General features: G+C 36.1%; 24 protein-coding genes. 11 read left to right on the top strand and 13 right to left on the bottom strand.

What is annotated here, in order from left to right; genetic code table 11:
- Window positions 1–26: 26 nt before the first annotated feature.
- Window positions 27–413: a 30S ribosomal protein S9 gene (rpsI, locus tag QOL71_RS06745; RefSeq protein ID WP_283416181.1), complete on the bottom strand. Its 387-nt coding sequence runs from the start codon at window positions 411–413 to the stop codon at window positions 27–29.
- Window positions 414–419: 6 nt separating this feature from the next.
- Complete coding sequence (gene rplM / locus QOL71_RS06740) at window positions 420–875, bottom strand: 50S ribosomal protein L13 (protein ID WP_089768885.1); 456 nt, start codon at window positions 873–875, stop codon at window positions 420–422.
- A 217-nt stretch (window positions 876–1,092) separates the two neighbouring features.
- Between rplM and QOL71_RS06735 the strand changes: the two genes are divergently transcribed.
- Complete coding sequence (locus QOL71_RS06735) at window positions 1,093–2,190, top strand: DUF3667 domain-containing protein (RefSeq protein ID WP_283416180.1); 1,098 nt, start codon at window positions 1,093–1,095, stop codon at window positions 2,188–2,190.
- Between the two features lie 54 nt (window positions 2,191–2,244).
- Here the strand turns inward: QOL71_RS06735 and QOL71_RS06730 are convergent, their stop codons facing one another.
- On the bottom strand, window positions 2,245–2,577 hold the full coding sequence (locus QOL71_RS06730) for a hypothetical protein (protein WP_283416179.1): 333 nt from the start codon (window positions 2,575–2,577) through the stop codon (window positions 2,245–2,247).
- Window positions 2,578–2,836: 259 nt separating this feature from the next.
- On the opposite strand from QOL71_RS06730, the gene pncB reads away from it, so the two are divergent.
- The 4 genes from pncB to QOL71_RS06710 all read left to right on the top strand — a co-directional run bounded on the left by pncB (window position 2,837) and on the right by QOL71_RS06710 (window position 7,838).
- A complete protein-coding gene (gene pncB / locus QOL71_RS06725) occupies window positions 2,837–4,012 on the top strand; it encodes a nicotinate phosphoribosyltransferase (RefSeq protein ID WP_283416178.1) in 1,176 nt (391 codons plus the stop codon).
- A gap of 189 nt (window positions 4,013–4,201) precedes the next feature.
- Window positions 4,202–4,681, top strand: coding sequence for a BON domain-containing protein (locus QOL71_RS06720; protein WP_283416177.1), 480 nt, complete (start codon window positions 4,202–4,204; stop codon window positions 4,679–4,681).
- A 6-nt stretch (window positions 4,682–4,687) separates the two neighbouring features.
- Window positions 4,688–5,104 (top strand): SH3 domain-containing protein, encoded by a 417-nt coding sequence (locus QOL71_RS06715; RefSeq protein ID WP_283416176.1) that lies wholly within the window; start codon window positions 4,688–4,690, stop codon window positions 5,102–5,104.
- A 79-nt stretch (window positions 5,105–5,183) separates the two neighbouring features.
- On the top strand, window positions 5,184–7,838 hold the full coding sequence (locus QOL71_RS06710) for an outer membrane beta-barrel protein (protein WP_283416175.1): 2,655 nt from the start codon (window positions 5,184–5,186) through the stop codon (window positions 7,836–7,838).
- Window positions 7,839–7,881: 43 nt separating this feature from the next.
- Here the strand turns inward: QOL71_RS06710 and QOL71_RS06705 are convergent, their stop codons facing one another.
- Both QOL71_RS06705 and QOL71_RS06700 read right to left on the bottom strand, forming a co-directional pair.
- Window positions 7,882–8,850, bottom strand: a complete 969-nt coding sequence (locus QOL71_RS06705; protein ID WP_283416174.1) for a glycosyltransferase family protein — start codon at window positions 8,848–8,850, stop codon at window positions 7,882–7,884.
- A 153-nt stretch (window positions 8,851–9,003) separates the two neighbouring features.
- Window positions 9,004–9,828 (bottom strand): UDP-2,3-diacylglucosamine diphosphatase, encoded by an 825-nt coding sequence (locus QOL71_RS06700; protein ID WP_283416173.1) that lies wholly within the window; start codon window positions 9,826–9,828, stop codon window positions 9,004–9,006.
- Window positions 9,829–10,191: 363 nt separating this feature from the next.
- Here QOL71_RS06700 and QOL71_RS06695 point away from each other — a divergent pair, with 363 nt between their 5' ends.
- The 4 genes from QOL71_RS06695 to QOL71_RS06680 all read left to right on the top strand — a co-directional run bounded on the left by QOL71_RS06695 (window position 10,192) and on the right by QOL71_RS06680 (window position 14,868).
- Window positions 10,192–11,427, top strand: a complete 1,236-nt coding sequence (locus QOL71_RS06695) for a dicarboxylate/amino acid:cation symporter (RefSeq protein ID WP_283416172.1) — start codon at window positions 10,192–10,194, stop codon at window positions 11,425–11,427.
- Window positions 11,428–11,574: 147 nt separating this feature from the next.
- Window positions 11,575–13,023, top strand: a complete 1,449-nt coding sequence (locus QOL71_RS06690) for a serine hydrolase (protein WP_283416171.1) — start codon at window positions 11,575–11,577, stop codon at window positions 13,021–13,023.
- 479 nt (window positions 13,024–13,502) lie between these two features.
- A complete protein-coding gene (locus tag QOL71_RS06685) occupies window positions 13,503–14,612 on the top strand; it encodes an Mrp/NBP35 family ATP-binding protein (protein WP_283416170.1) in 1,110 nt (369 codons plus the stop codon).
- Window positions 14,613–14,616: 4 nt separating this feature from the next.
- Window positions 14,617–14,868, top strand: coding sequence for a NifU family protein (locus QOL71_RS06680; protein WP_283416169.1), 252 nt, complete (start codon window positions 14,617–14,619; stop codon window positions 14,866–14,868).
- A 50-nt stretch (window positions 14,869–14,918) separates the two neighbouring features.
- Here the strand turns inward: QOL71_RS06680 and QOL71_RS06675 are convergent, their stop codons facing one another.
- Together QOL71_RS06675 and QOL71_RS06670 are read right to left on the bottom strand one after the other, a co-directional pair.
- Complete coding sequence (locus tag QOL71_RS06675; RefSeq protein ID WP_283416168.1) at window positions 14,919–15,272, bottom strand: YkvA family protein; 354 nt, start codon at window positions 15,270–15,272, stop codon at window positions 14,919–14,921.
- Between the two features lie 79 nt (window positions 15,273–15,351).
- Window positions 15,352–16,368: an NAD(P)H-dependent glycerol-3-phosphate dehydrogenase gene (locus QOL71_RS06670; protein ID WP_283416167.1), complete on the bottom strand. Its 1,017-nt coding sequence runs from the start codon at window positions 16,366–16,368 to the stop codon at window positions 15,352–15,354.
- 183 nt (window positions 16,369–16,551) lie between these two features.
- Here QOL71_RS06670 and QOL71_RS06665 point away from each other — a divergent pair, with 183 nt between their 5' ends.
- Window positions 16,552–17,433: a M23 family metallopeptidase gene (locus tag QOL71_RS06665; protein WP_283416166.1), complete on the top strand. Its 882-nt coding sequence runs from the start codon at window positions 16,552–16,554 to the stop codon at window positions 17,431–17,433.
- A gap of 97 nt (window positions 17,434–17,530) precedes the next feature.
- Here the strand turns inward: QOL71_RS06665 and QOL71_RS06660 are convergent, their stop codons facing one another.
- The 6 genes from QOL71_RS06660 to QOL71_RS06635 all read right to left on the bottom strand — a co-directional run bounded on the left by QOL71_RS06660 (window position 17,531) and on the right by QOL71_RS06635 (window position 24,721).
- Window positions 17,531–18,865 carry a trigger factor gene (locus tag QOL71_RS06660; protein ID WP_283416165.1) on the bottom strand — a complete coding sequence of 445 codons (1,335 nt, stop codon included), beginning with the start codon at window positions 18,863–18,865 and terminating at the stop codon, window positions 17,531–17,533.
- A 148-nt stretch (window positions 18,866–19,013) separates the two neighbouring features.
- The gene (locus tag QOL71_RS06655; RefSeq protein WP_283416164.1) at window positions 19,014–19,580 is read right to left on the bottom strand and encodes a hypothetical protein; all 567 of its coding nucleotides are present in this window, start codon (window positions 19,578–19,580) and stop codon (window positions 19,014–19,016) included.
- Between the two features lie 42 nt (window positions 19,581–19,622).
- On the bottom strand, window positions 19,623–22,007 hold the full coding sequence (locus tag QOL71_RS06650) for a TonB-dependent receptor (protein ID WP_283416163.1): 2,385 nt from the start codon (window positions 22,005–22,007) through the stop codon (window positions 19,623–19,625).
- A gap of 305 nt (window positions 22,008–22,312) precedes the next feature.
- Entirely contained in the window at window positions 22,313–22,672 is a 360-nt protein-coding gene (locus QOL71_RS06645) for a hypothetical protein (protein ID WP_283416162.1), read from the bottom strand.
- 180 nt (window positions 22,673–22,852) lie between these two features.
- Window positions 22,853–23,881 (bottom strand): nucleoid-associated protein, encoded by a 1,029-nt coding sequence (locus QOL71_RS06640; RefSeq protein WP_283416161.1) that lies wholly within the window; start codon window positions 23,879–23,881, stop codon window positions 22,853–22,855.
- A gap of 150 nt (window positions 23,882–24,031) precedes the next feature.
- Window positions 24,032–24,721 carry a hypothetical protein gene (locus QOL71_RS06635; protein ID WP_283416160.1) on the bottom strand — a complete coding sequence of 230 codons (690 nt, stop codon included), beginning with the start codon at window positions 24,719–24,721 and terminating at the stop codon, window positions 24,032–24,034.
- A 508-nt stretch (window positions 24,722–25,229) separates the two neighbouring features.
- Between QOL71_RS06635 and QOL71_RS06630 the strand changes: the two genes are divergently transcribed.
- A complete protein-coding gene (locus QOL71_RS06630; protein WP_283416159.1) occupies window positions 25,230–25,541 on the top strand; it encodes a hypothetical protein in 312 nt (103 codons plus the stop codon).
- The last annotated feature ends 135 nt before the right edge of the window (window positions 25,542–25,676 follow it).

The following is a 25,676-nucleotide window of genomic DNA, read 5'->3' as shown; positions in this document are numbered from 1 at the left end:
GAAACCCAGAATCCGAAGTCTGATAATTAACGTTTTGAGAATTGGAATCTCTTTCTCGCTTTTTTCTGACCTGGTTTCTTTCTCTCCACCATTCTTGCATCTCTGGTCAACAATCCTTGTGGTTTAAGAACCAATCTGAATTCTTCGTTGATCTCGCACAATGCTCTTGAAACACCTAGTCTGATAGCTTCTGCCTGACCAGTAATTCCTCCACCAAAAACATTAACAGTCAAGTCATACTGACCTAAAGTTTCTGTCAATAAAAATGGCTGATTAACTTTGTAAACTAAAACATCTGTACAAAAATATGTTTTAGCATCTTTTCCGTTTATAGTAATGTTACCAGTTCCTGGCTTCACATAAACTCTTGCAACAGAAGTTTTTCTTCTTCCGATTTTGTGTACTATAGACATACTCAATTATTTGAATTCGTTAACATTGATTACTTTTGGCTGTTGAGCTTCGTGTTTGTGCTCAGTTCCTTCATATAGATAAAGGTTTTTGAATAAAGCCGAACCTAATCTGTTTTTTGGCAACATGCCTTTTACAGATTTTTCCAATACTTTAAGAGCATCTTTTTTTCTAAGCTCTTCAGCAGTCATAGACTTCTGACCTCCTGGATATCCAGTGTGCCAAATGTAAGTTTTGTCTGCCCACTTGTTTCCGGAAAGTGTAACTTTCCCAGCGTTCAAAACGATTACGTTATCTCCACAATCTACGTGCGGTGTGTAATTCGTTTTGTGCTTACCTCTCAAAATCTTTGCAACAGTAGAAGCTAGTCTTCCCAACGGTTGCTCAGCAGCGTCTACCACAACCCATTCTTTATTAGCGGTAGCTTTGTTTGCCGATACTGTTTTGTAACTTAATGTATTCACAATTTATCGTTTACGATTAAACATAATTTTCCCCTAAAGGGTGTGCAAAGGTAAGAATTTTTTCCCGGATGAAAAATTTTCCTCAGAAAAATATTTTAATTTTCTAAAAACTAATACGTTAACGAATCATTAATTATCCGAAAACTTTCTGAAATTTGTCAAAATAAGCTTTATTTATAATTCGGGATTTTTATATTTTTGAGGAAAATTCTATAAAATGAGCCACGGAAAACTGAGAGAAGAAAAAGATTGCCTTAATTGCGGACACCATGTTGAGGAACATTATTGTCCGCATTGTGGCCAACAGAACATCGAGACCAGGCAGCCTTTCCATTACCTTTTCACTCATTTCGTAGAAGACTTCACCCATTATGACGGTCAGTTCTGGGGAACTCTTAAAAATCTTCTTGTCAAACCCGGCAAATTAACCAATACTTATCTGGAAGGTAAAAGACAAAAATTTGTTCCGCCGGTTAAGCTTTATATTTTCATCAGTTTCATCACATTTTTCCTGTTTGCCGTATTTCCGCCATTCAAGATTAATTTTGAAGGTAAAAAAGAACCGGGAAAAGAAAAGACAATCTCTTTGAACAGACTGGCTGAAACTTCCAAAAAGCTCGATAGCATCAGAACGGAAGAAAAAATAAAAGGAACAGATTCTGTAACTATTAGTAAAGTGAACACTTTGCTGAAAGATTCCGCAAGATTAAGTGATATCGAAGATAGCTTTGACATGAGCAAGAAGCTGGATGATAATTTTGAATATAATGGATATACAAATCAAAAATCATTTGATTCTGCAAAAGCAAAAAATCCTTCGTTCTTCGATTTCATCAATGTGCCTGTTGCCCATAAGTTTTTCGAACTGAAGGAAAAAGGTATTACAAAAGGAGAAATTGTAAAAAAATTGGGTGAGACCTCTTTTCATAATCTGCCAAAAGCTTTGTTCATTTATCTTCCGATTTTTGCATTTTTCCTGTGGATTTTCCATAACAAGAAAAAATGGTGGTATTTTGACCACGGGATTTTCACATTACATTATTTCAGTTTTTTATTATTGACCATTTTGTTATTTTCCTTTTTATATAAATTGGCAGACGTAACGCATTCTTCAATCAGTGTCATCATTTATTTATTGATGAATGTGATATTCTTCTACAGCATCGTATATTTTTTCATAGCCCATTATAAGGTTTACCATACACACGGTGTTATCAGTTTTATCATCGGCTGCATTTTGTTTATGTTCAATTTCTTTGCATTTATGCTTTTGGTAATAGGCTTAGGCGTCATCAGCTTTCTGATGATTCATTAAAAACAAAAAGCCGGACTTTTCGAAGTCCGGCTTTTAAATCATATAACCTAAAAATTAATACCTCAACGATTTGCTTTCCCGGAAGCTGGCAATCATATAATACGCTACGAAAACCGTAGAGAACTTGATAATCGAAGGAACTGCAGTTTCAAAATTGAAACATAACAATCCGACAGCAATCAAAAAAACAATTCCAATAAAGGAAATTCCCATTTTCTTTGGAAGCGACCATTCCGGGTGGTCCACAAAATAAGCCAATCCCCAGCCAATTCCAAAAGCCGAAGCGACGTAAAGTTCAACCCAAAATTCAGCAGGTTCCCCTGTTAAACGTCTTAAGAAAAAACTAATCAGAGTTCCAACTACGAAATACATCAGCGCTTTTATCATTTCAAAGAATTTTGACAAAAGTAAGAAATGTAATTTTTATAATATATTCGATGCAAAACATAAAGACTCGAAGAAATATTTTCCTCTAACTATTTTATTTTAAGGCAAAAAAATCAAAGATCTTTAAATTAACGAAGTTAAAACCTTTGTGCCTTTAAAACATTAAGCAAGTAAAAATCCTTCATGCCTTTGTGTTATTTTTTTCCTCATTAAAATCTGCCTCAACAAAATTCCTTAGATTTGTTTAAATGATATTTTTATGCGCGAGGTAAGACTCAATTCGATTCTGGACAATGACTTCTACAAAATCACAATGCAAAACGCAGTAGTAAAGCTTTTTACCAACGAGATTGTAAAATATGAATTCATTAACAGAGGAAAACACAGCTTCCCAGAAGGTTTTGCGGAGGAACTGAGAAAATCCGTCAATGCAATGGCTGAATTGAAGCTGACCAAAGACGAAAAAAAATATCTGAAAGTCACTTGTCCTTATCTTGCTCTACCCTACCTCGATTTTTTGGAAGGTTTTCATTACGACCCTTCGGAAGTGAAGATCGAACAAAACGGAAATGAGCTAAAAGTTTCGGTTGAAGGCCTCTGGTACAGAACAATTCTCTGGGAAGTTCCGCTCCTGTCGCTTATCAGTGAACTTCATTACGAAATGAATCACATGGAGCGACAGACCAATGAAGAAGTTATTGGCAAGACGCTGGAAAAAGCCGCACATCTTACAGAACTCGGTGTTCCGTTTGCGGAATTCGGAACAAGAAGAAGGCATTCTTATAAGGTTCACAGATTGGTGATGGACGCCTTGATTCAGGATAAAAAATCAACTTTTACAGGAACTTCGAATGTCCATTTGGCGATGCTTTACAAGGTAAAACCAATCGGAACACACGCACACGAGTGGTTTATGTTTCACGCAGCTGAATTTGGGTTCAAGATGGCTAATTCCATTGCGTTAGAAAACTGGGTTAATGTTTACCGTGGAGATTTAGGCGTTGCACTGTCTGACACTTATACAACTGATGTTTTCTTCCAACAGTTTGATAAGAAATTTGCGAAGCTGTTTGACGGTGTTCGTCACGATAGTGGTGATCCTTTTGAATTTGCTGATAAAACCATTGCACATTATCTGAAGAACGGCATCAACCCATTATTCAAATATATTATTTTTTCTGACGGTCTTAATCTCGAAAAAGTGGAGGAAATCACCAATTACTGCAGAGGAAAAATCGGGATTTCTTTTGGGATCGGAACCAATCTTACCAATGATGTCGGACTCAAACCAATGAATATAGTAATGAAGCTCATCAGCGTAAAAGGCATCAATAACGAGTGGATCCCAACAGTAAAACTCTCTGATGAAAAAGGAAAATATACTGGCGACCCAAAAATGATTGAGTTAGCGAAGGAATTTCTAAGAATCAGCTAAATTGAATTTTATCTTTTTAACCGACTTATAAAATTCTGTTAAATATTTTTAATAGCCATTGTCGCATCAAAAAAGTTTTTAATTTTACTAAAGACGAAAGTTGAAATTAAAATGCGATTGGTGCCCGCTTTGTTTGGCATCAATTTTAATAGTTATAAAACACAACCTAAATAAATTAATTTTTATCCTATGAAAAAAACATTTAAAATTGCGGCTCTTGCATTGATGGTATCAATGACAGCCGTTTCCTGCAAAAAGAAAGTTTCTGATGCGGAACTGACTTCCCAGGCAACCACAGCAATCACGGCTTATCCAGGAACATCTGTTGAAGTGAAAGAGGGACAAGCTCACCTAAGCGGAGTTTTTGCAACCGAAGCTGATAAACAAGCTGCTATCGACGCTCTTAAAAAAGTTCAGGGTATCAAAGATGTTCACGATATGGCAACCGTAGCCCCAGCAGCCGCGCCTGTGGAAGTGAATACTGTTGACGCCGCTGTTTTACAGAAAGTGAATGATGCGCTTAAAGATATCCCGGGCGTAAAAGCGGAAGATGTTGCAGGGACATTAACATTGACAGGAACTACAACTGCTGCTAATGCAAGAAAAGTAAAAGAATCTGTAGATGCGCTTAAAATTGGTAAATACGATAACAAAATCACTGTAAAATAATCACAAATGAGTTTACAAGACAAATATGCAAGTGTAGTTTCTGCTGCTCAGTCGGCAGGACTTTCCGACCTTTCTGTTCAGGAACAGGACGGTGTTTTATATATCACAGGAAAAGCGTCTAGCAGCGCAGCAAAAGATTCAGTTTGGAATGCTTTGGGCGCTATTGATTCTTCTTATACAGCAACCGATATTAATATCGATGTTCAGGTTTCCGGATTGGCAGCTGGCGCTTCTTTGACTGTTGCAACTGATGAGTCTAATCTTAATATCAGACAGGAACCTTCTACGGAAGCTGCAGTTGTAGGAAAAGCAGCTAAAGGTGAAGTGGTAACTTTGGTTGAGCAATCTTCTGACGACTGGTGGAAAATCAAAACGGCTGACGGCGAAGAAGGTTATGCTTATGCAAGATATTTGAAAGCTTAATTTCAAACTTAATAAAAATTAAAACCTCTGATGTTTCAGGGGTTTTTTCTATTTTTGGTGCCGAAAACTATAACATTTGATGAAAAAATTCTGGCTTATTTTCATTCTCGCTTTTCTAAAACTGAATGCGCAGACTTACAGCTTAACCGGAAAAGTGACGGACGTAAATAATAATCCGTTGGAAAACATTACTGTTTCTTTGATGAAACAAAAAGATTCGGCAATTATCAATTACATTGGAACAAGTAAAAGCGGAAACTTCAGCATCAAAGTTCCTCCACAAAACGAAGCCTCATTTCTACAGATTTCCGGAGACAAACTCAAACCATTCTCTCAAAAATTCGAGTCCATTCATCAAAATGAAAATCTCGGAACAATCAAACTCAGCAAAGAACTTGTAACGAATATAGAAGAAGTCAAAATCACGGTTTCACCTGTTAAAATTAAAAAAGATACAGTTGAGTACAACGCTTCTTCTCTGAAAGTAAAACCTGATTCCAAAATTGACGACTTGGTGAAAGAAATTCCTGGAGCCGAGATCGATGCGGATGGAAAAATTACGGTTAACGGAAAATCTGTGAGCAAAATCCACATCAACGGGAAACCGTTGTTTGATAAAAATGGAAAAATAGAGTTGGAAACGATTCCTGCCAACATCATCAAAAAAATTCAGGTTACCACTTCCAAAACCAAGGAAGAAGAACTCACAGGAAGAATACCAATCACAGACAGTCTAACTGTGAATTTTGAAATGGATCCTAAAAATAAAGTTGGAGTTACAAGCAACATCAGATTGGGCTACGGTTCCGATGAACGTTATGACGGTGCAATTTTCTTTACAAAAATAAAACAGGATTCACGCCTTTCATTAGCAGCAGGTTCCAATAATATCAATGCAGGATTATCCGGAAAAACGGGTTCCGGAGCAGGAATTTTCAGTACAACAATTGTGAATGCAACCTACTCTAACAAGTTTGATAACTTCGATTTGGACAGACTGAATGCCAATTATTATGAAAGAAACTCCGAAACGTATTCCAAATCTGCCCGAACCACCTTTCTGCCCGACTACAAATTAGACAGAAATACAGAACGTACTGGCGACAGGGATTTGCGAAGATTGGGATTCAGCGCCAATTCGATTTTGAAATTGGATAAGTTCACAAACATTATTTTCAATTCCAATTTTAATAACAACGCCACCGAAAGCACTTCTGACAATCAGTCTGTAACCTTACGGGATGATGTTCTGCTCAATTCAAGCTCGGGTTCTATGAAACAAAAATCTGTCAATAATGGTTTTTCACAATCATTAGGAATTACAAGAAAATTCCTGAAAGAAAGACGAACTTTTTCAGCGTCTGTCAGCAGCAATGTTATGGATAACAGTGGTACTGATTATAATCTGACAACGACAATATTTCATCAGTCTCCCGAAGAAAATGATTATCGAAATCAGCGCTCAATAACCAAAAATCAAAATACAGATTTTAGCTTCAATGCAAGATACGATGAACCAGTTTCCGACTCGGCTATCGTTTCCACAGAAATTACCTACAAATCTCTGTCACTCAAAAATGATAGAAAAGTTCACGATTTTGATACCGTGACGGGAGAATTTTCTACATTCAATTCTTTGTTGTCTAATACAATTAATCAAGACATCAATTCACTTTATGCTGTGGTGGGTTATGATTTGAACAAAACCAAATTCCGGTTTTTCTTCAATGCTAATCTGGAAATCAACAACAACGATTTTCATTCTTTCTTTAATAATGACAATATCGATTTCAGAAAAAACTTTATTTTCCCGAATTATAACACAAGATTCGTTTACAAATTTTCCAGTAGCAAATCCTTGGAACTATCCAACCAAAGCGATTTCACAGCTCCTCAGATGACGGCGGTCAATCCTTATATAGACCTTTCCAATCCGTTGCTTACCACACAGGGGAATCCTGATTTGAAAAGCACCTGGAAAAATACGAGCTCCATTTATTTTGTGAATAAGAATCTTCCGAAACATATTACTCACTCAACTTTACTGAAATTCAGTTATACGGATAATAACGTTTCCGATTTTTCTTACTATGACGATACGGGAAGGCAGTTCAGAACTTTTGCCAACATTAGTGGAAACAAAACCCTAAGTTGGGATAGCCGTTTTTCAAAAACCTACAAATGGGATAAAAATGAATTCCGGATTTCGCCATCATTTCTGACAAGTTTCACCCACAGAAAAGGTTTTGTGGATGATGTCCAATACACCAACACGATTTACAATATTGCGCCGAAGATGACTGTGAGGCTTAACTTGAGAGATATTTTGGACCTGACTGGCTCTGCCAATCTCAATTATAATTTCTCCAATTACACCAATTATAGGATTGATAGAACGCGTGCAGCTCAACAGAATTACACTATCGGAATGGTGAATTACTTTTTGAAATCCAATCTTTATTTCACAAACGACATCAATGTGACCAAGAATAATAACATTTCGGCAGGTTTCAACAGGACTTCCTATTTCTGGAATTCCAGCGTGAATTATAAATTCTACAAAAAACAAATGACACTGCGATTCAACATGAATGATGTTCTGAATCAACGTCAAAATGCTATCAGAAATATCGGCGACAATTACATCGAAGACAGAGAAGAACTTGTCCTGAAACGTTATTTTATGCTATCACTGATGATGAATCTAAATAAGTTCGGAGGCAAGAAAAACTGATTTTATTTTTGTAAATAAAACCTATTGTGACTATGTGGCTTAATCAATACAAAACCTCTTTCGTCAAAATACTTTCGATGTTATCAGGATAATCCACTTCTATCATCTGGTCAGAATTAATCCATTCTCTGATTTTAATTGGATCCAATTTATCCGAATTCGCAACACCCAATCTGTCCAGCGCAAAAGCATTACACTCTTGTTCATATTGATTTTCTATTGGGATAACGAATAGTTTTTTGTGCATAAACAATGCTTCAGCAGGCGTTTCGAAGCCGGCATTACAAAGAATTCCTTCACAAGATTCGAACAGTTCCAGGTATTTTCTCTCATCAATCGGGAAGATTTCTACGTTGCTGAATTTCTGATGTTGCTTGGCATATTTAGAAAAAACTTTCCATTGAACATCGATTCTTGTCAGAAAATTTGTGATGACTTCATCAGAAAAACTTGGTAGATAAACCAAATAATGGCCTTTGTTTTCAGGATTCAGCTTTCTGATTTTTTGTCGGATAACCGGCTTTTTGATATGGGAGTTATAATTTTCAAAATGGAATCCGATTTTCTTCTCACAAGGCACATAATGTTTCAGGATAAAATCTCCAAACCAATCTTTTTTATCCGGTTTCGGTGTTTCCTTAAAAGTTAAAGATGCCTGATGACTTAATTCTACAATCGGTAGATTTTTTAGTTTCGCAGCCCAGCCAGTCAACGGTTCAAAATCGTTGATGATTAAATCATACGCACTTAAATCCAAATCTTTGATGACTTTTGCCGCTTTGCAGAAATTATTCTCAAGAAAGGTTTTTTTGTAAGACAATCCACCTGTTTTATTATAAAGCAAAGAAATCCCTTTGAATCGAAAATCGATATCAAAATCAGACTTCAACTGGGTCTGATGTCCGCTGATTAAAGTGTCTACCAATGCGTGTTTCTTCAAAATCGGGATAATTTCCTGCGCTCTGGCAAGATGTCCGTTTCCTGTGCCTTGGAAGGCGTATAATATTTTCATAAGGATTAAAAATTAAATATTTGTGTTTTTTATTTTAATCGCAAAGACGCAATTATTTTTTTAAATTTTTACTATAAGTCGCAAAGTATGACTGAAAAATTTGCGATTTAAAAGTTAGTTTATTTCATTTTCCGCCTTTGCTGTCGTAAAAAATTAAACAATCTGCGTCACGATTTTCATCAGCTCTGCACTGTCAATTTCTTTCATTTCCTCTGGTTCTTCATCGATTAAATTATATTTCTCATCCTCATAAACAAAAAGCTTCCAGTCGCCATTATGATATTCTAAAGCCGAAAGATTTTCCACCCAGTCACCGGAATTCAAATACATACATTTTCCTTTTTTACCAACTACTTCCCGGATTTGAGGCTGATGAATATGCCCGCAAATCACATAATCGAAATCATTTTCAATCGCCAGTTCCGAAGCTGTCAATTCAAAATCACCAATATACTTCACAGCCTTTTTGACATTATTCTTGATTTTTTTGGAGAATGAATATTTCTCTCTGCCAATTTTCTCAAGAAACCAATTCACGAGATTGTTAATAGCAATCAGCAAGTCGTAACCTTTTCCTCCCAACTTCGCAATCCATTTAGAATGCTGAACCGACGCATCAAAAACATCTCCATGGAAAATCCAGGCTTTTTTTTCGCCTATCTTTAGAACGTGTTTGTTGCACAATTTCAGTTTTCCCAATTCGAAATCTGTGAAATTTCTGAATGCCTCATCATGATTGCCAGTGACATAAAAAACCTCCGATTCTTTCGTAGCGAATGAAATTAATTTCTTGATCACCTTGAGATGGGACTTCGGAAAGTACGATTTCTTGAACTGCCAGATGTCGATGATATCGCCATTTAAAATCAAAATTTTGGGGCGGATAGAATTCAGATATCTCAACAGTTCTTTTGCCTTGCAACCGTAAGTTCCAAGATGCACATCCGAAATAATAACAATTTCCACATCTCTTTTCATTAACTATCAGATTTGTACAAAGAAATAATTCTAATTTGAACTGTGCGTGAATGTTATTTTATTTTTGTTGATCAGAATCGGTTGTTTTTGTTTGAGTCTCTTAATATTAATTTAAAATATTAGTGGTTATTCTCTCAAAAATATTAGTTTTGTTCAGTTTCAATTTATATCAGGACTTATAAAGCTTAGATTAAATACAAAGCTGACAAAGATTTTTTGAAACTGCTTAAAGCTCACAAAGCTGCTTCGCTTAGAAAGATTTGAACTTCTTATTTCAGCGAAACGCCTTTGTGAACTTTAAAACATTAATAATAAATAGATTAAAAAACTTTGTGCACTTTGTGTTCAAAAAATAAATTAGTTATGAAAGGTCAGAATAAACTGTTTTTCGCAATCATTATTGCACTAATCTTAGGTGTTGTTTTAGGAGGAATTGTCCACACCAATTATCCCGACTCTTCCGAAAATTTTTCTAAGAATATCAAACTGTTGGGAACAGTTTTTATCCGACTGATTCAGATGATTATTGCGCCTTTGGTTTTCTCGACTTTGGTGGTTGGGATTGCTAAAATGGGCGACATCAAAATGGTTGGTCGCGTTGGCACAAAAGCAATGCTTTGGTTCATTACGGCTTCCTTGGTTTCCTTATTGATTGGCTTGGTTTTAGTGAATTGGTTAGAGCCTGGCCACGTTACCAAGTTACCAATTCAAGATGCTTCTTCAGCTTCCGAAATCGTGAGTAACAGCAAAGGATTTTCTATGGAAGACTTTGTAAAACACGTGATTCCGAAAAGTTTATTCGAAGCTTTTGCAAGCAATGAAGTTCTTCAGATCGTTGTATTTTCGGTAATGTTTGGGATTGCGTTGTCAGCAATGGGTGAAGAATATGCAAAACCTGTCATCAAAGGGCTAGATATCATTGCTCACGCTATTTTAAAAATGGTCGGTTACATCATGTGGGTTGCGCCGCTTGGAGTTTTCGGAGCAATTGCGGCAGTTGTTGCTACCAATGGTTTTGAGATTTTTAAAGTTTATGCCATTTATCTCAGAGATTTTTTCTTTGCTTTGGCTGTTCTTTGGCTGGTTCTTTTATTAGTTGGTTATATGATTCTTGGCAATCGCCTTTTCGAATTATTGAGAAGAATCAAAGAACCTTTGTTGATTGCATTTTCCACCACAAGCTCAGAAGCTGTTTTCCCAAAATTGGTAGAAGAACTGGAAAGATTCGGATGTAATAATAGAATTGTTTCTTTTATTTTGCCATTAGGTTATTCTTTCAACTTGGATGGCAGTATGATGTATATGACCTTTGCCTCGATTTTCATTGCCCAGATTTATGGTATTGATATGCCATTGGGACAACAGATCATAATGCTTTTGGTTCTGATGTTAACAAGTAAAGGAATCGCTGGCGTTCCGAGAGCAAGCTTGGTTATTATCGTTGCGGCGTGTGGAATGTTTGATATTCCAGTTGAAGGTATTGCATTGATTTTACCAATCGACCATTTCTGCGATATGGGAAGAAGTATGACGAATGTTTTGGGTAATGCGCTTGCGACGTCTGCCGTGAGTAAGTGGGAAGGGCAGTTGGAGAGTTAGATATTTATTTTACATTATATATAAATACAATTTTGTCATTCCGGAGGAATCTAAACTGCTGAGATTCTTTCAGAATGACAAAATTTCTTTTTAATGATGTAATAAATCAAAGCTCATAGTTGTCCTTATGTCGTAAACCTATAACTAATGAAACAAGCCTTCTTAATCTTATTCTTTTTAAATTTTTCATTTTTAGGATTTTGTCAAAAAACTGAACAAACAAAAGCAATCGATAACTATCTGACCAAAGTAATTAAAACTTACGGCATTCCTGGAATGGCGGTTGGAGTTGTAAAGAATGATAAAATTATTTTCCAAAAATATTACGGTAGAGAAAACTTAGAGTCTGAGAAGAAAGTAGATGCTAATTCTCTTTTCAGAGTTTATTCTACTACAAAACTAATTACCAATGTTGCCGTTTTCCAATTGATTGAGAAAGGACAACTGTCTTTGGAAGATAACATTTCAAAATATCTCGATAATCTTCCCAAAGAATGGCAAAATGTCAAAGTAAAAAATCTGTTGTCACATTCATCAGGCATTCCGGATTTTGAGCGTCATAATTTGCCTACAAACATTTCCAACTCTGAAGTTTTTGAACGACTTTCCAAAGAAAAAATGGAGTTTGAGACGGGAAATCAGTATAGTTATAATCAGACTAATTATATGATGTTAGCAATGATTATTGAAAGGATAAGTGGACAAAAATTTGAAGATTTTGTTCTGAAAAATCAATTTTCTGATGCAAAGAACAAAATCATAATCAATTCCAATTCTCTTGAAGAAATCCCCAATCGAATCCAACTTTACAGATATAATGATTCTCTGAAACAGTTTAAAAAATCTACACACGTTGGTGGTTTGAGAGCTCATCCTGCTAATGGTTTAGCCATTTCGCTTCCTGATTTTTTACAATGGAGCATTAATCTTGACACCAACAAATTCCTCACAGACCAAACAAAAAAGTTGATGTGGAAACCTTTTGATTATACCAATAAACAAGATATTTTTGCGCACGGTTGGGAAATTACCAAAACTGGAAATGTAACGTCTTATGGTTTTTCCGGCGGAAACATCAATGCTTACAGTATTTTTCCTGACAATGATTTGTCAATCATTTTTATGTCGAACGGCTACAAATACAATTCTTTTCCCCCACTTTATTTTATAGTCAATCATATTGCAGGATTGATTGATAAACAATTAGCAAATCCGTATTGGTCAAGAGAAGAATCAGTTGCTTCTGAAATTATTAATAAACCTAATATTAAAAAGGAAATTTATGGTTATAGGATTGAGAATGATAAAGTGATTTTTGCTTACAATGTTCCTAAAAATTTAAATGCTGAAGCGATAACGAAAATAGCTGTTGCTGGTTCATTCAACGATTGGAATCCTGCTAATACAATGTATCAAATGATTAGAAAAGACCGAGACACTTTTGAATTGGTTTTGTCTAAATCTCAGTTTGAAAAAGGAAAAACTTATGAATTTCGGTTTGTGATGAACAAAAATGGTTGGTTCACGACACCTTACAGCGCACTCAACACAAATGGAAAACCTGATGATAATAATCTGACTTTTAAGGTTGATTAAAATTTAATCTTTGAAAGCACTTCGACTCCGCTCAGTATGACAGCTCTAGTAAGATTCACTTTTCCGGCATTGTCAGTCTGAGGCTCTCGAAGACTTTAAATACTAAAAATCCATTAAAAGTGTAGATTCAGATTCCTTCGGAATGACAAAAATTTATTTTTATTGACAAAATTCAAATTGTAGCCCTGATTGTAGTGGAAATCCTTTTTTGCGTTAGCTTCGAGACCTCAGTCTGACAAAACGTGATGCAAAAAAGATTGCAACGAAAGCAGGTTCCCGGCTCCTAAATGAGTTGGAGAGCTCGGAAAGCTGTAAAGCTCTTTTTGTTTTATGTTTACATCAAAACTTCCCAACTCAAAAAACGCTTTAACTAAATCCATGTCAAAAAATCATTAGCATAGACAAAATCACAAATCCTATTGATTCTAAATTAATTTTTAAATCCGTAAATTTGTTGTCTCAAAGATTAATAAAATTTTATGCTGACGAAATCAAAAGTTCAGGATTTTCTGAAAGAGATAGAAGTAGATGACCTCGTAAGTAATTTCCAGGTGATGGGTGACGATGTCTATATCGATATGACCGCACATTCACCTGCGATGCACGAAAAGAAAAAGCTGGAAGTTGCTATGAAACAAGCTTTTGCTTCGGAATTCGGTGAACACATCAACTTAAAATTGAAAATCGTTTCTCCCGAATTGCCTGCAACACCTCCAACTAATGAAATCAAAGGAAAACAGATTCCGGGTATTCAAAACATCATTGCTATCGCTTCCGGAAAAGGTGGCGTTGGAAAATCTACTGTTGCAGCAAATCTTGCGGTAACGTTAGCAAAAATGGGGTTCAAAGTCGGACTTTTGGATGCAGATATCTACGGACCGTCTGTTCCGACGATGCTTGACACAGAAGGACAAAAACCAATTTCTGTAGAAGTGAACGGTAGAAATCTGATGAAGCCCATCGAAAATTACGGCGTAAAAATGTTGTCTATCGGATATTTTTCCGGGGCTAACCAAGCTGTAGTCTGGAGAGGACCAATGGCTTCCAAAGCCTTGAATCAGATGATCCGTGATGCGGATTGGGGAGAATTAGATTTCCTTTTGATAGACCTACCTCCGGGAACTGGCGATATTCATCTTTCTATTATTCAGGAAGTTCCAGTAACGGGTGCTGTGATTGTGAGTACACCTCAGCACGTTGCTTTGGCTGATGTAAGAAAGGGAATTGCTATGTTCAATATGGAAAGTATCAACATTCCGGTTTTGGGACTGATAGAAAATATGGCTTATTTCACACCGGAAGAGTTACCTGAGAATAAATATTATATCTTTGGAAAACAAGGCGCCCAATTTATGGCAGAGGATTTGGGAATCCCGGTTTTGGGAGAGATTCCTTTGATTCAAAGTATCAGAGAAGCAGGAGATGTAGGAAGGCCAGCAGCTTTGCAGGAGAATTCCAAAATCTCTGAAATCTATACCAAAACTGCTCAGAATATGGTTGAAAGCCTTGTGGAAAGAAACACCAATCTGCCGCCAACTGAGGCTGTGAAAATCACAACTATGGCTGGTTGCTCACCTAAGAAAAAATAACTTTATGAGTAATATAAATCAAATTCAGGAAGAACTGGCAACCAAAGTAATGGAAGCTTTGGATAGTATTCGTCCATTTCTAAACAAAGATGGTGGCGATATCGAGCTTGTAGATGTACAGGGAACTACTGTGATTGTAAGACTACTGGGACATTGCTCAAGTTGTGGGATCAGTAGCTCTACCATGAAACTGGGTGTGGAAAACACCATCAAGCAGTTTGCTCCGGAAATAGAAACTGTTATTAATATAGAATAAAAAAAATCCCGATTCAGATTTGAGTCGGGATTTTTATTTGTTTCAAATTATTATTCTACAATTTCTGCATCAATAATTTTAGGATTATCCTTCTGGCTTTCCCAAAGCAGAAACTTGTCCACTTCCTTCATCAGCATCGGAATGGCAAAAGCTAAGATTGCCAGATCATCCAAAGCACCAATTCCCAAAACAAAATCTGGAATAATATCAATTGGAGAAATTACGTAAAGCAGCGCTAATGCCGGAATTAAAATGTCGGTAAACTTCATTTTATATTCTCCTTTCCGCCAGAGTTTAATCATTCTAACAGCCGCAGGAATCTTTTGGAGAAATCCTTTGTGTTTTATAGCTTCCTGAGCTATTTTGAATTTTGAATGTTTCATTTTGTGTTTGATTTTTTTCATTTTAGACTGCAAAATTTGCAAATTCTATTCCATTGTATTTTTTATAATTGTTAATTAACTTTCTTTAAGGAAAATACGATTAAGTTAGTTTATCAGTCAGTTTTGCAAATTGTTTCTCTGCATTTTTTCCTTCATACAAAATATCATAAACAGCATTGATAATAGGAAGTTTCAGTTTCTTTTCTTTACAAATGGCATAGATTCCGTTAGTTGCATAATAACCTTCGGCAACCATACTCATGGACTGGATTGCAGACTTTACCGTATAACCTTTTCCAATTAAGTTTCCAAGGTTTCTGTTTCTGGAGAACAAAGAATAAGCTGTTACAATCAAATCTCCCAGATAAGCACTGTCGTTTACATCTCTCGGTTCCGGATAAATCGCTTCCAGGAAAGTTTCCATTTCACGAATTGCGTTAGAAACGTACACTGCAATAAAGTTATCTCCATAACCCAAACCGCTCGCAATTCCGGCACCGATGGCATATATATTTTTAAGAATGGCAGAATATTCGTTTCCGAGAATATCGCTGCTTGTATTCACTTTGATATAGCAAGATGACAGGATCTCCTGCAAAATTTCCGCATCTTCCTGCTCTGCCACAGCCACTGTAAGATACGATAAACGCTCCATTGCCACTTCTTCCGCATGACAAGGACCGGCAATAACTGCCTGATTTTTGAATCCGATTTTGAATTCGTCGCGAAGATAATGTGCCACAATATCATTATGTTTTGGGACAATTCCCTTAATCGCTGAACAGAACAATTTGTCCTGATACTCGCATGTCAGTTTTTCCATAGATTCTGCAAGATAAATGGAAGGAACTGCCAGAATAACAACATCCGAATTGGAAACCAACTCATTGATATCTGTAGTGATTTTAAGTTTTTTTAGGTTGAAACTAACGGTGGTGAGGTAAGTCGGATTATGTCCGCGCTGCTCAATTGCACCCTTTACAAACTCATTCCGAACACACCAGTTGACCGTTTTGCAGTTTTCAAGAAGCATTTTCACGATTGCTGTCGCAAAACTTCCGCTTCCCAAAACGCCAACCCGTACATTCTTAGATGATTTAGTCAATTTCTTAGCCATTATTTGTCGTCTTTTTCATTGCTACAAATCTAAGGTTATTTATGAATTTACCTCAATGTAAATTTTCTTTAACAATTAATTAAGAATTATTAACTTTTGTTAAATAAAAATTCGCTCAACGTTGATTAAAATTGAAAAATGTAAAAAATTCTTACTTTTGCAGTCCATTTTAAAAATCAATTAATGGTCCAATTTCTAAAATCAAAGAAGAAAACCAATATTGTTCTTATACTTCTTCTAGTCGCTTGCTTTGTTCAGGCTATGATTATTGCAAAACTCTATACTGGAAAAGACGATAAAGTCTATGAAGTAAATCTTGTTAAAATCAATAATGAAAAAGACAGCATCGATCATCTCCAGCTGAAAACCGACCTTGCGATTGTTGACCAAAGTATACGGAGTATCGACGGATTCCTAAAATCAAAAAATGTTTCTGACCTTAGAATAGAAAGATTAGCAAAAGACAGCCTGGAGAATGAAGTTTATCTTGCCAAAGTCAGTAACCGCTACAGCCAATACCTGGTCGATCTGGAACAACGGTTACAGCAGGTTCCGCTAGGTATTCCTACGGATGGCTATATTTCTTCGAATTTCGGGATCAGAAAAAATCCAATTCCTCCAAAATCTACGGAAATTACAAATAATTCTAATGTTGCCGAAGAAAAGGACAGCCTGGGAAATGTCGTGAAAAGACAGGCTATTGTAAAGGAAGACAAAAATGCATCCAGTAATGCTCCGGCCGAGAAAGACCAAATGCAATTCCATAAAGGATTGGACATCGCTGTAGCTTACGGAAGTCCTGTAAAATGTGCAGCATCCGGAAAAGTGATTTTTGCCGGTGTGAAAGGAGGATACGGCAATTGTGTGATTATAGAGCACAGTAATGGATTGGCAACTCTTTATGGCCATCTTTCCGAAGTTTTGGTAGAGACTAATGATCGTGTAAAAGTTGGTCAGATCATCGCAAAATCAGGAAATACCGGACGCTCTACAGGTCCCCATCTTCATTATGAAGTTCATAAAAATAACCAACCCATCAATCCAAGGTTGTTTTTGAATTTCTGATTTGGATTTTCGAAAACATATATATTAGTTTGATAAATTGTGGAAAAATAAAAAACGCTCCAGAAACCTGGAGCGTTTTATTATATAAGAATATCAATTATTTCTTCAATTCTTCAAGAAACTCATCGTGAGAGATTTTGGTTTCTTTCTTTTTAGATTTTTCAAGGATAACATCTTTCAACTTAGCCATAGCAACTTCGGAAGAAATTTGTCTTACCTGATTCTCATCTTTCAGCATTTCTGCTGCATATTTCTGAACCTCATCATCACCTAGATGGTGGATTCCGTAGATTGCTAACTGGTTTCTTACCAATTGCTCAGCTTGTCCAAGAACCTCTGCATAATCCAATTGGATATCGTTATCATTCATCAGTTTTCCTTCTAGGATCTGACCTTTGATAATATTTTTCTCGTTTTCAAGGATTTCTTTTGCCTGCTCTTCAGAAGTGATATTCTGGTTGGAGAACAATAACCACTTAATAAGAAAAGCTTCCGGTAGTTTGATTTCTTCTTTTTCGTTAATTTGTTGAAGGATTTTATTTACGAAATGTACATCAGCATTTTGTTGGAAATACTCATCCAATTCAGATTTCACTCTCGCTTTCAATTCTTCTTCAGTTTTGATAACATCTTTACCATAAACTTTATCGAAAAGCTCTTGATTAAGCTCTGCTAAGTTCAAACCGTAGATATCTTTTACAGTTACTTCCACTTCGTTGTGGTGAAGGTGTTCTGCTTCTTCTTTGCTGAATCCTAATTGTTTTGCCAACTCTTCCTTAGCCTGAAGATCTTCTTTAGACACTTTTACAGAATCGTCTTTCTTCAGTTTTTTAACCAGATCATAAGCTTCTTTCTGTTCTTTGGAAACAGTTACGTTTTTTGGTGCGTGGTGGTGATCACCTTCAGCCTCAGCTTCTACAACTTGAGAAACCTCCAATGCCACATAAGAATCTTTACCGATTTTTTCCTCAGGAACTCTTTCGGCAAAACGCTTTTGCATATTTTCTACACTTGTAGATATTTCTTTGTCAGAAGCTTCAACTTTGTAGTGAGGTGCTTCATATTTAGTCAAATCTACAGTGAATTCCGGCTCATATCCAACTTCGAAAGCTACGGATAAAGAATCTGCATTATGGTTAAAATCGTTTACCGGCTGAGGAACCGGCTGCCCGACTAATCTTAGTTTATTTTCATTAACGTAGTTATTCAACGCATCAGAAATTTGCTTATTGATTTCCTCGTAAGCAATACCGGCTTCATATTGTTTTCTAACCATGCTCAATGGTACTTTTCCTTTTCTGAATCCAGGAACCTGTGCATTTTTCGCATAGTTGATCAATTGCTTTTCTACTTTTTCTTTATAGTCTGATTTTTCCAATGTTACTGTAAGCAATGCACTTACTTCATCATGGTTTGTCGCTGTAACGTTCATTAATTGAAATTTTTAGGTTGCAAAAATAGAGAAAATTTGAGGAAATGCAAAATTTAATCTACTCCTGATTTTTATAAAAAATCATAAATTTTATAACAAAAAAGATGCTTTATAAATAAAGCATCTTTTTTTTAACTGTTTTGAAAAATCAGTTACTCAAACCAAATGTAGCCTGAGCGTCGGTTTCACCACCGGTTACACTACCCCAGGCTGTTCCGTTTTGTGCTTCATTGGCAGTCGCAGGCTCATGAATCAATGTCAGCTGTAAAAGCGGAGATGACGATTTCACGACTTTTTCAACCTCCCATTTCGTTTTCAATCCTACTTTACCAAGCTTTCCTGTAGAACTTTCATCATCCAACCTGGTGAGATTGATGGTAGATCTCGGAAAATCGAAGATTAGAAAATGTTCATCTTTAGCATCTTTGATTTCCTTTGTTACATCTTCATTACCATTCCAGAAAGTGGTTGTAACTTCGTAGGACTTTCCATCAGTTAAAGGAATTACAGGCGCTCCGGATCCGATGATATAACTATAATTGGTACTTGCTCCGGTGGCAATATCTTTTACATTAAGCGTAATTTTTGTCAATTCCTCCTGAGGAAGATCATCCGCTGCAACATCTTCGTCCCTCTGACAAGAGATCACGTTAAAGATTAAAAATAATACCGCTAAAAGACTTATTAATTTGTTAAGATTGAATTTATTTTTCATTTTTTAAATTTTTTAATAATTGATTGATTTTTTAATTAATGGTTAGAATTTATATCTGAAATTAAGAATGAAATTTCGTCCCATGTCATAGGCGAAAAACCTCATCCTGTTCAGATAATCTCTGTAAGAAATATTAAATATATTATTAACGGTCAAACCTGCAGAAAAGTTTTTTGCCACATTAATTCCTGTCTGTACATTCCATAGAGAATATTGTTTTGGAGGTGTACTGATGTCCACAACCTTTATAACTTCCTCTTCATCAACATAGTCTGTATATTCCAAATTATGTATTGGGAAACGATTCTGATATAAGAAAGTCTGATTCTCAACATTAAGATAGAAACCATTCCATTCGTTTTTACTGAATTGTAATGCATTCGAAAAATTGACAGGCATCATTAGAATCAGCGGTTCATTATTGGTTTCATCCTGTCCATAAACATAAGCACCTCTTCCTTTGTAAGTCAAATTTTCTGTGAGATTGAAATTAACATCCACATCTAATCCATACATTTTGGCATCGATTTGCTGATAGACCCAAACCGGAAAAGTGCCTGCCTGTGTGTATTGCAAAGTGCCATTTGGAATCTGGTTGATGAAATTTTTCGTGATAAAGAAATAGGGATTTGCAGAAATCTCCAATCCGTTCAGAACGTCAAACTTAACATCTGCAATCAAATTGAATTGATGACCTTCCTCATTTTTGATAGCCATATTTCCTTTCTCAATAATCGCTGCGGAATGATGCAACCCGTCCGAAAACAATTCAGCAATGTTAGGCGTTCTACCAACTTTTGCATAATTGAATTTCAGATTAAAGTTTCCTGAAGGATGATATTCTAAACCTGCATTATAAGACAAATTCTGATATTTTAATTTCGGGCGTGTCAAAACTCTGTTTGCATCTGTCATCACATAGAACTGCGGATAAGTGGCTGCGTAATAATCTTCCCAATCACTTTTGTTATACCACTTCGTTACATCATAATAATTATAATCATAACGGATTCCGGCTTCTGTATTCAATTCAGGAGTGATTTTATATTTGAAAACCGAGTAGATTCCTGCAGAATATTTATCATAATTTGGAATCAATCTTCTGGCCTGTGTTGCAGGATCGGAATAATTGTTTTGAAAGCTGGCATCAATTCCTGTTTCCAAAGACCATTTTTCTCTTTCCAGCAAATCATTGATATTGAACTGGTGTGTCATCAAAGCCAAATCCAAAGAAGGAATGGCACTTAAACTGCCTCTTCTTAAATCAAACTCCTGCCGATGATTATACTGAAAACTATAAGTTGCCGACACTTTCCCGATATTCTCAAATCTGTTGAAAGCAGAAACTTTCATCAGATGATGTTCAACCAGCTGTCTCGGATTATCAATATCATAACTGAAATTTCCGGAGTAAAAAGGCACAGGCGTATTCATCGCCGCTTCATATTCCTTTGGTATAGACACATGCGAATCGCGCAAGATTCCAAGATTCTGATTGGTCAAATAATAATCAAAAGAAATCCCATTTTTAAATGTATTCTTCTGCAACGTAAAATTGAACGAAGAGAAATCCGAGCCTGTATTTTTCAGATTATAGTGTGGAGCACTTTGATCTCCCAGTTTCTGAATGTTACCTCCTGATTTCACAGCCCATCCATTTTTCCATACTTTAACCAGATTGACATCAACACCTAAACCTCTTCCGTTAGAAATTCCCGACAAACCGACACTTCCTTTCAAAGTATCTTTTTTAGGAAAAATTTCTGGTTCCAAAACCACGACACCACCAATCGCATCACTGCCATATCGTAGAGCCGATGCGCCTTTGATAACATCGATGTGCTGAAAATTATTGACATCAATATTAGGTGCATGTTCCACTCCCCATTCCTGTTCAGCCATTCTCACACCATTGTTGACAATCGAAATTCGGCTGCCGTAAAGCCCATGGATCACAGGTTTTACAATATTATTCCCGGTTTTCAAACCACTGACTCCCGAGATATTTTTAAGAAGATTTCCAAGATTTTCTGTAGAATTCCTTTCGATTTCCGAATGATCAATCGTTTTCACAACCATAGAACCGCTATTCTTGTGATTACCATGAACAGTCACAGATTCTATCTCGTTCACATGATGTTCCAATTGGATCGTCAAATGCAGATTCTTATCCACAGACAAAGATTCTGAATAATCATTACAATCGGGATGAGAAGCTGATAAAGTGTATGTTCCTGCTGAAACATTCTTGATTTTGAACGCTCCTTTTTGATCTGTTTTTGCAGAATATTTCCCAAAAGAAACCAAGACATTTTCCAGTGGTGTCTTGTCATGAAAATCCTGGACAGTTCCTTCTACAGAATAGTTTTGCGCAGATCCTAATGCAAGTCCAAAAAAGACTAACATCAGACTAATAATATATTTCATAATTGTTTTTCTAAAATGTACTTTGTACAATATAAAAAGTTGTAATTGAAATAATTAAGCAATGATTTTTAACAACATTTCAAAACTAGATTTCTAGAAAATCAGATTTGAATCGCCAATGCAGCCCGACCTGAGTGGAGCTCATCTCGCCAGAGGCGGAGCGGATAAAACGGTCTAAAGTCTTCAGTGTCGAAGAAGTCAAATCACTAAGTAATTAATATTTCAAATACGCTCAGGCATTCTTACAAATCCCGAGAACAAAATAATGTTGCTTCCGCAAGACAGTCGCTCCGGAAGAACACAAATTACGAAATAGCGGGTGGACCGCGGAGTTGAAAGGTGAATTTGGTCTGAGACCATATTTTTTCCTGTACAGAAAAAGTTTGCTGAGCTACGTTGGTATGGTTTTCAAACTGAAAAGCAAATTCTTCCGGAACCAAAGTGTTGCCTGTCGCCAGAAAATGACATGCCAGACAGTCCCCAGACTGATTTTTTGAGACCGCTTTGGAAATGCTTTTCTCCGTTTTTTTGAAACCTGAATCTGTGTAGAAAGATTCGCCGTTGTGATGATGCAATTGTGAAGAAAACAAAGCCACAAAAAGATACATCACGGCAAAAAATACCGAGATGAAATTCTTAATAACTCTGTTTTTTCTGATCAACATAGTTGCAAATGTAGAGATTTTTTATAACAGAATCAAGATTATGTTAAATTCTAAAAATATTAAGAGTTTAAAATGAATGCAAAAAAAATTCTCGCAGATTTAACAGTTGATATAGATAATTCAAAAATCTGCTTAATTTGCCAAATCTGCGAGAGATATTTTTTAAAGAATTACAAACTTTTATTTCTCTTGTTCAAAATATAAACGGTAGTATTTCCCCTTCTCGTCCTGTCCCGTTTCTATCATTTTGCGGTCGCCATGGATGTAGATATGGAAATTTTTATCGAGTTTAATAATCGATTTAAAATGTCTCTGTTGCTTTTTAACCGCTTGTGTATTAATCGGGAAATCTTCAGAAATCGAGATCTGCATATCCTGCTCATAATCGGATTTGAAGTTGGAAAAACTCTCGATAACACTTTCGTCCTGCAAAACTTCATTGACAAAATCATCATATTTGAACTCTTCCTTTTCTTTGAAGAAATTGATCGACTTGTTGAGAAAATCCGCCTGGTCAGCTTTGGAAACTTCAAACTCTTCCGGTAACTTTTGTGTGATAAAATCCTTATAAACTGTCAATGTTTCCTGGGTGTGGAAGTATTCGTCGTCGCGTTGTTTTACTTTCAGGAAGTCCTCGAACCAATAATACATATCGCCGTTTTTGTTGTTATCAACCACAGACAGGATATAGCCGGTTTCTTTGTCATTGTTATAGATCAAAGCCGCTTTATCTATTTTTGACAGGCTGATCCCAAAATCTCTTTCGATTTCAAAAGATTCATCCTGAGGATTGATTTTAAGGAAACCTTCCCTCTTTTCAGTTTTGAACAGCCCGATAGAATCTATTTTTTTGTCACTGTTGTCAGCAGACTCGATAACATCGCCTTCAAAATAAACAACGAACAACTCACCAGCCTGAACGCGCGGATTTTCTGCCGCATCATAAAGATGTTTGGCAATATTCTCAGATTCCCATTGGAACTTGGCCTTGTCTTCAAAAATTTCGGATACAGAACTGTAAACAGGATTATTCACCAGATAAGAGTCGCTGTAGAACTGGAATTGTTCTTCGGATTTGAAAGCACTCATAAAATAATTTCCGAGCAACTCCTTCATCTCATCTTCCAGCTGTAGCTCTTCTTGGGAAAGCGTTAAAGATTCTCCATTGATTTTATTCCCGACTCTGTGAACTGTAATTTTTGAAAACATTTGTTTTTGTTTTAGGATTGCAAAGATAATTTATTCTCTTGTTTTCTAACGAATCAAAATACTGTCATTGCGAACGAAGTGAAGCAATCTTAATATTAGTAGCAAAAATCCCCGAGCTCACGCTTAGGGATTCCACACAATCATTTGATTCTAAGAATTAGGATTTTCAGGATTCTCCTCTTGGGCTTTCTTCTCCGCTCTTACCTTGGTCAGCAATTTCGAAATCGTATAATCATCCTTCTTCACCGCATTTTTGAAAACCTTTTTACCGTTATTGCTCACTTTGGAGATGTAGCTGTAAGCATTTTCAAACAAAAGCTTATTAGCCTCTACCAAAGATTTTCGGTTACTGATAATCGCAATTTGTTCCGCATTCCAGGCTTCCAGCTGAGGAAGAATCGGAGGAAAATACTTCAAAAAATCTTTCGGCATATTCCCGGCATCCAGTTCCGCCTGATGGCTATCAAGATACGGCAGCACCTCTCTCAGGTCGTATACGGCACCTTCAATATTTCTTGTGGTCAGTTTGCTTCGGATACCGGATATAGAGACAGACTCCAGTCCGGCATCCTTCACATAGTCTATCAAAAACAACAATTTTTGATTAGCCTCATCCGCCAGTCCGTACAACTTTTTGGTCACGCTTTTCAGTTCCTCCGTTTTCGCCAGAACAGATGCCGTTCCTCGAACTGCATCAATAGCATTCTGAAATTCGGTCACAAAATCCGAATCCATCATCTTGTAATGTCCCGCCAGTTCCGCTTGGTCTCTGTTAAAACTCGCAATCAGCGCATCGCCAATCGCCGGATACTCCTCATAGTTTAAATTGTTATTTCCCATTTTTTATGTTTTTGAATTAATTTTATTTATGGTTTGATTTACTCTTCTGATTATCTACTCGACTCTTCTGATTGTCTACTCAACTCCTCTGATTGTCTTCTTAACTCTTCTGATAGTTTTCTCAAGTCATCTGATTGTCTATTCAAGTCATCTGACTGTCAACTTAACTTCTCTGATTGTCTACTTAACTCTTCTGACCGTCTACTCAACTTCTCTGATTACTTTCTCAATTCTTCTGACAATCTACTTTATTCTTATGATTATCAACACAACAACTAAGACACTCAAATATATTTATATTTTCATTCACAAACAAACATTATTTAAAATAATTTTCATATAAAAATCCTATTTAATTTATTTTTTAAACAACTAAAAACCATTACAATTAACAAAAACCCTTCACCTATAAAATTATGATTGAATTCTAAAAATCGATAAGCCATTATTAAAACAAATAACCACAAATACCCAGAATATTTTATCTTTGATACAAACCTTGATCAAAATGACCTCAACCTTACAAAAATATAGCCTGTTCTTAGTTTTATTAATAACATTCTCTCTGTCAAAAGCCCAAACCATAGAGGAGGAAGTAGCGAAAAAATCCTGCGAATGCATTGATTTGAAACTAAAGGAATCCAATATCGTATCCAAAGAAGAAATCAACAATTGTATTGGACAAAGTCTAGATGTTGTTTTGAAATCCAAAACGGAAAAAGAAGCAAAAAAATACATGAGAAATATGAATGCTTTTGTCGAAAAAGCCAGAATAATTTACAAATCTGTTTCAGAGAATTGTTTGCCAAAGACAAATTAAGAAACAAAAAAACCCAGCCGAGGCTGGGTAAAAACTAATAACCATGAAAACTCAAATTAAACATGAGAATCGCTTCAACTAGAAGCAATAAGTAAGCCATCAAATTTTAAAAATCTTATAAAAAATGTTATTTTA

The organism is Epilithonimonas pallida (assembly GCF_900182975.1).
Taxonomy (GTDB): Bacteria; Bacteroidota; Bacteroidia; order Flavobacteriales; family Weeksellaceae; genus Epilithonimonas; species Epilithonimonas pallida.
The sequence above is the reverse complement of the archived record's forward strand: the minus strand, read 5'-3'. Positions and strand labels throughout refer to the sequence as shown.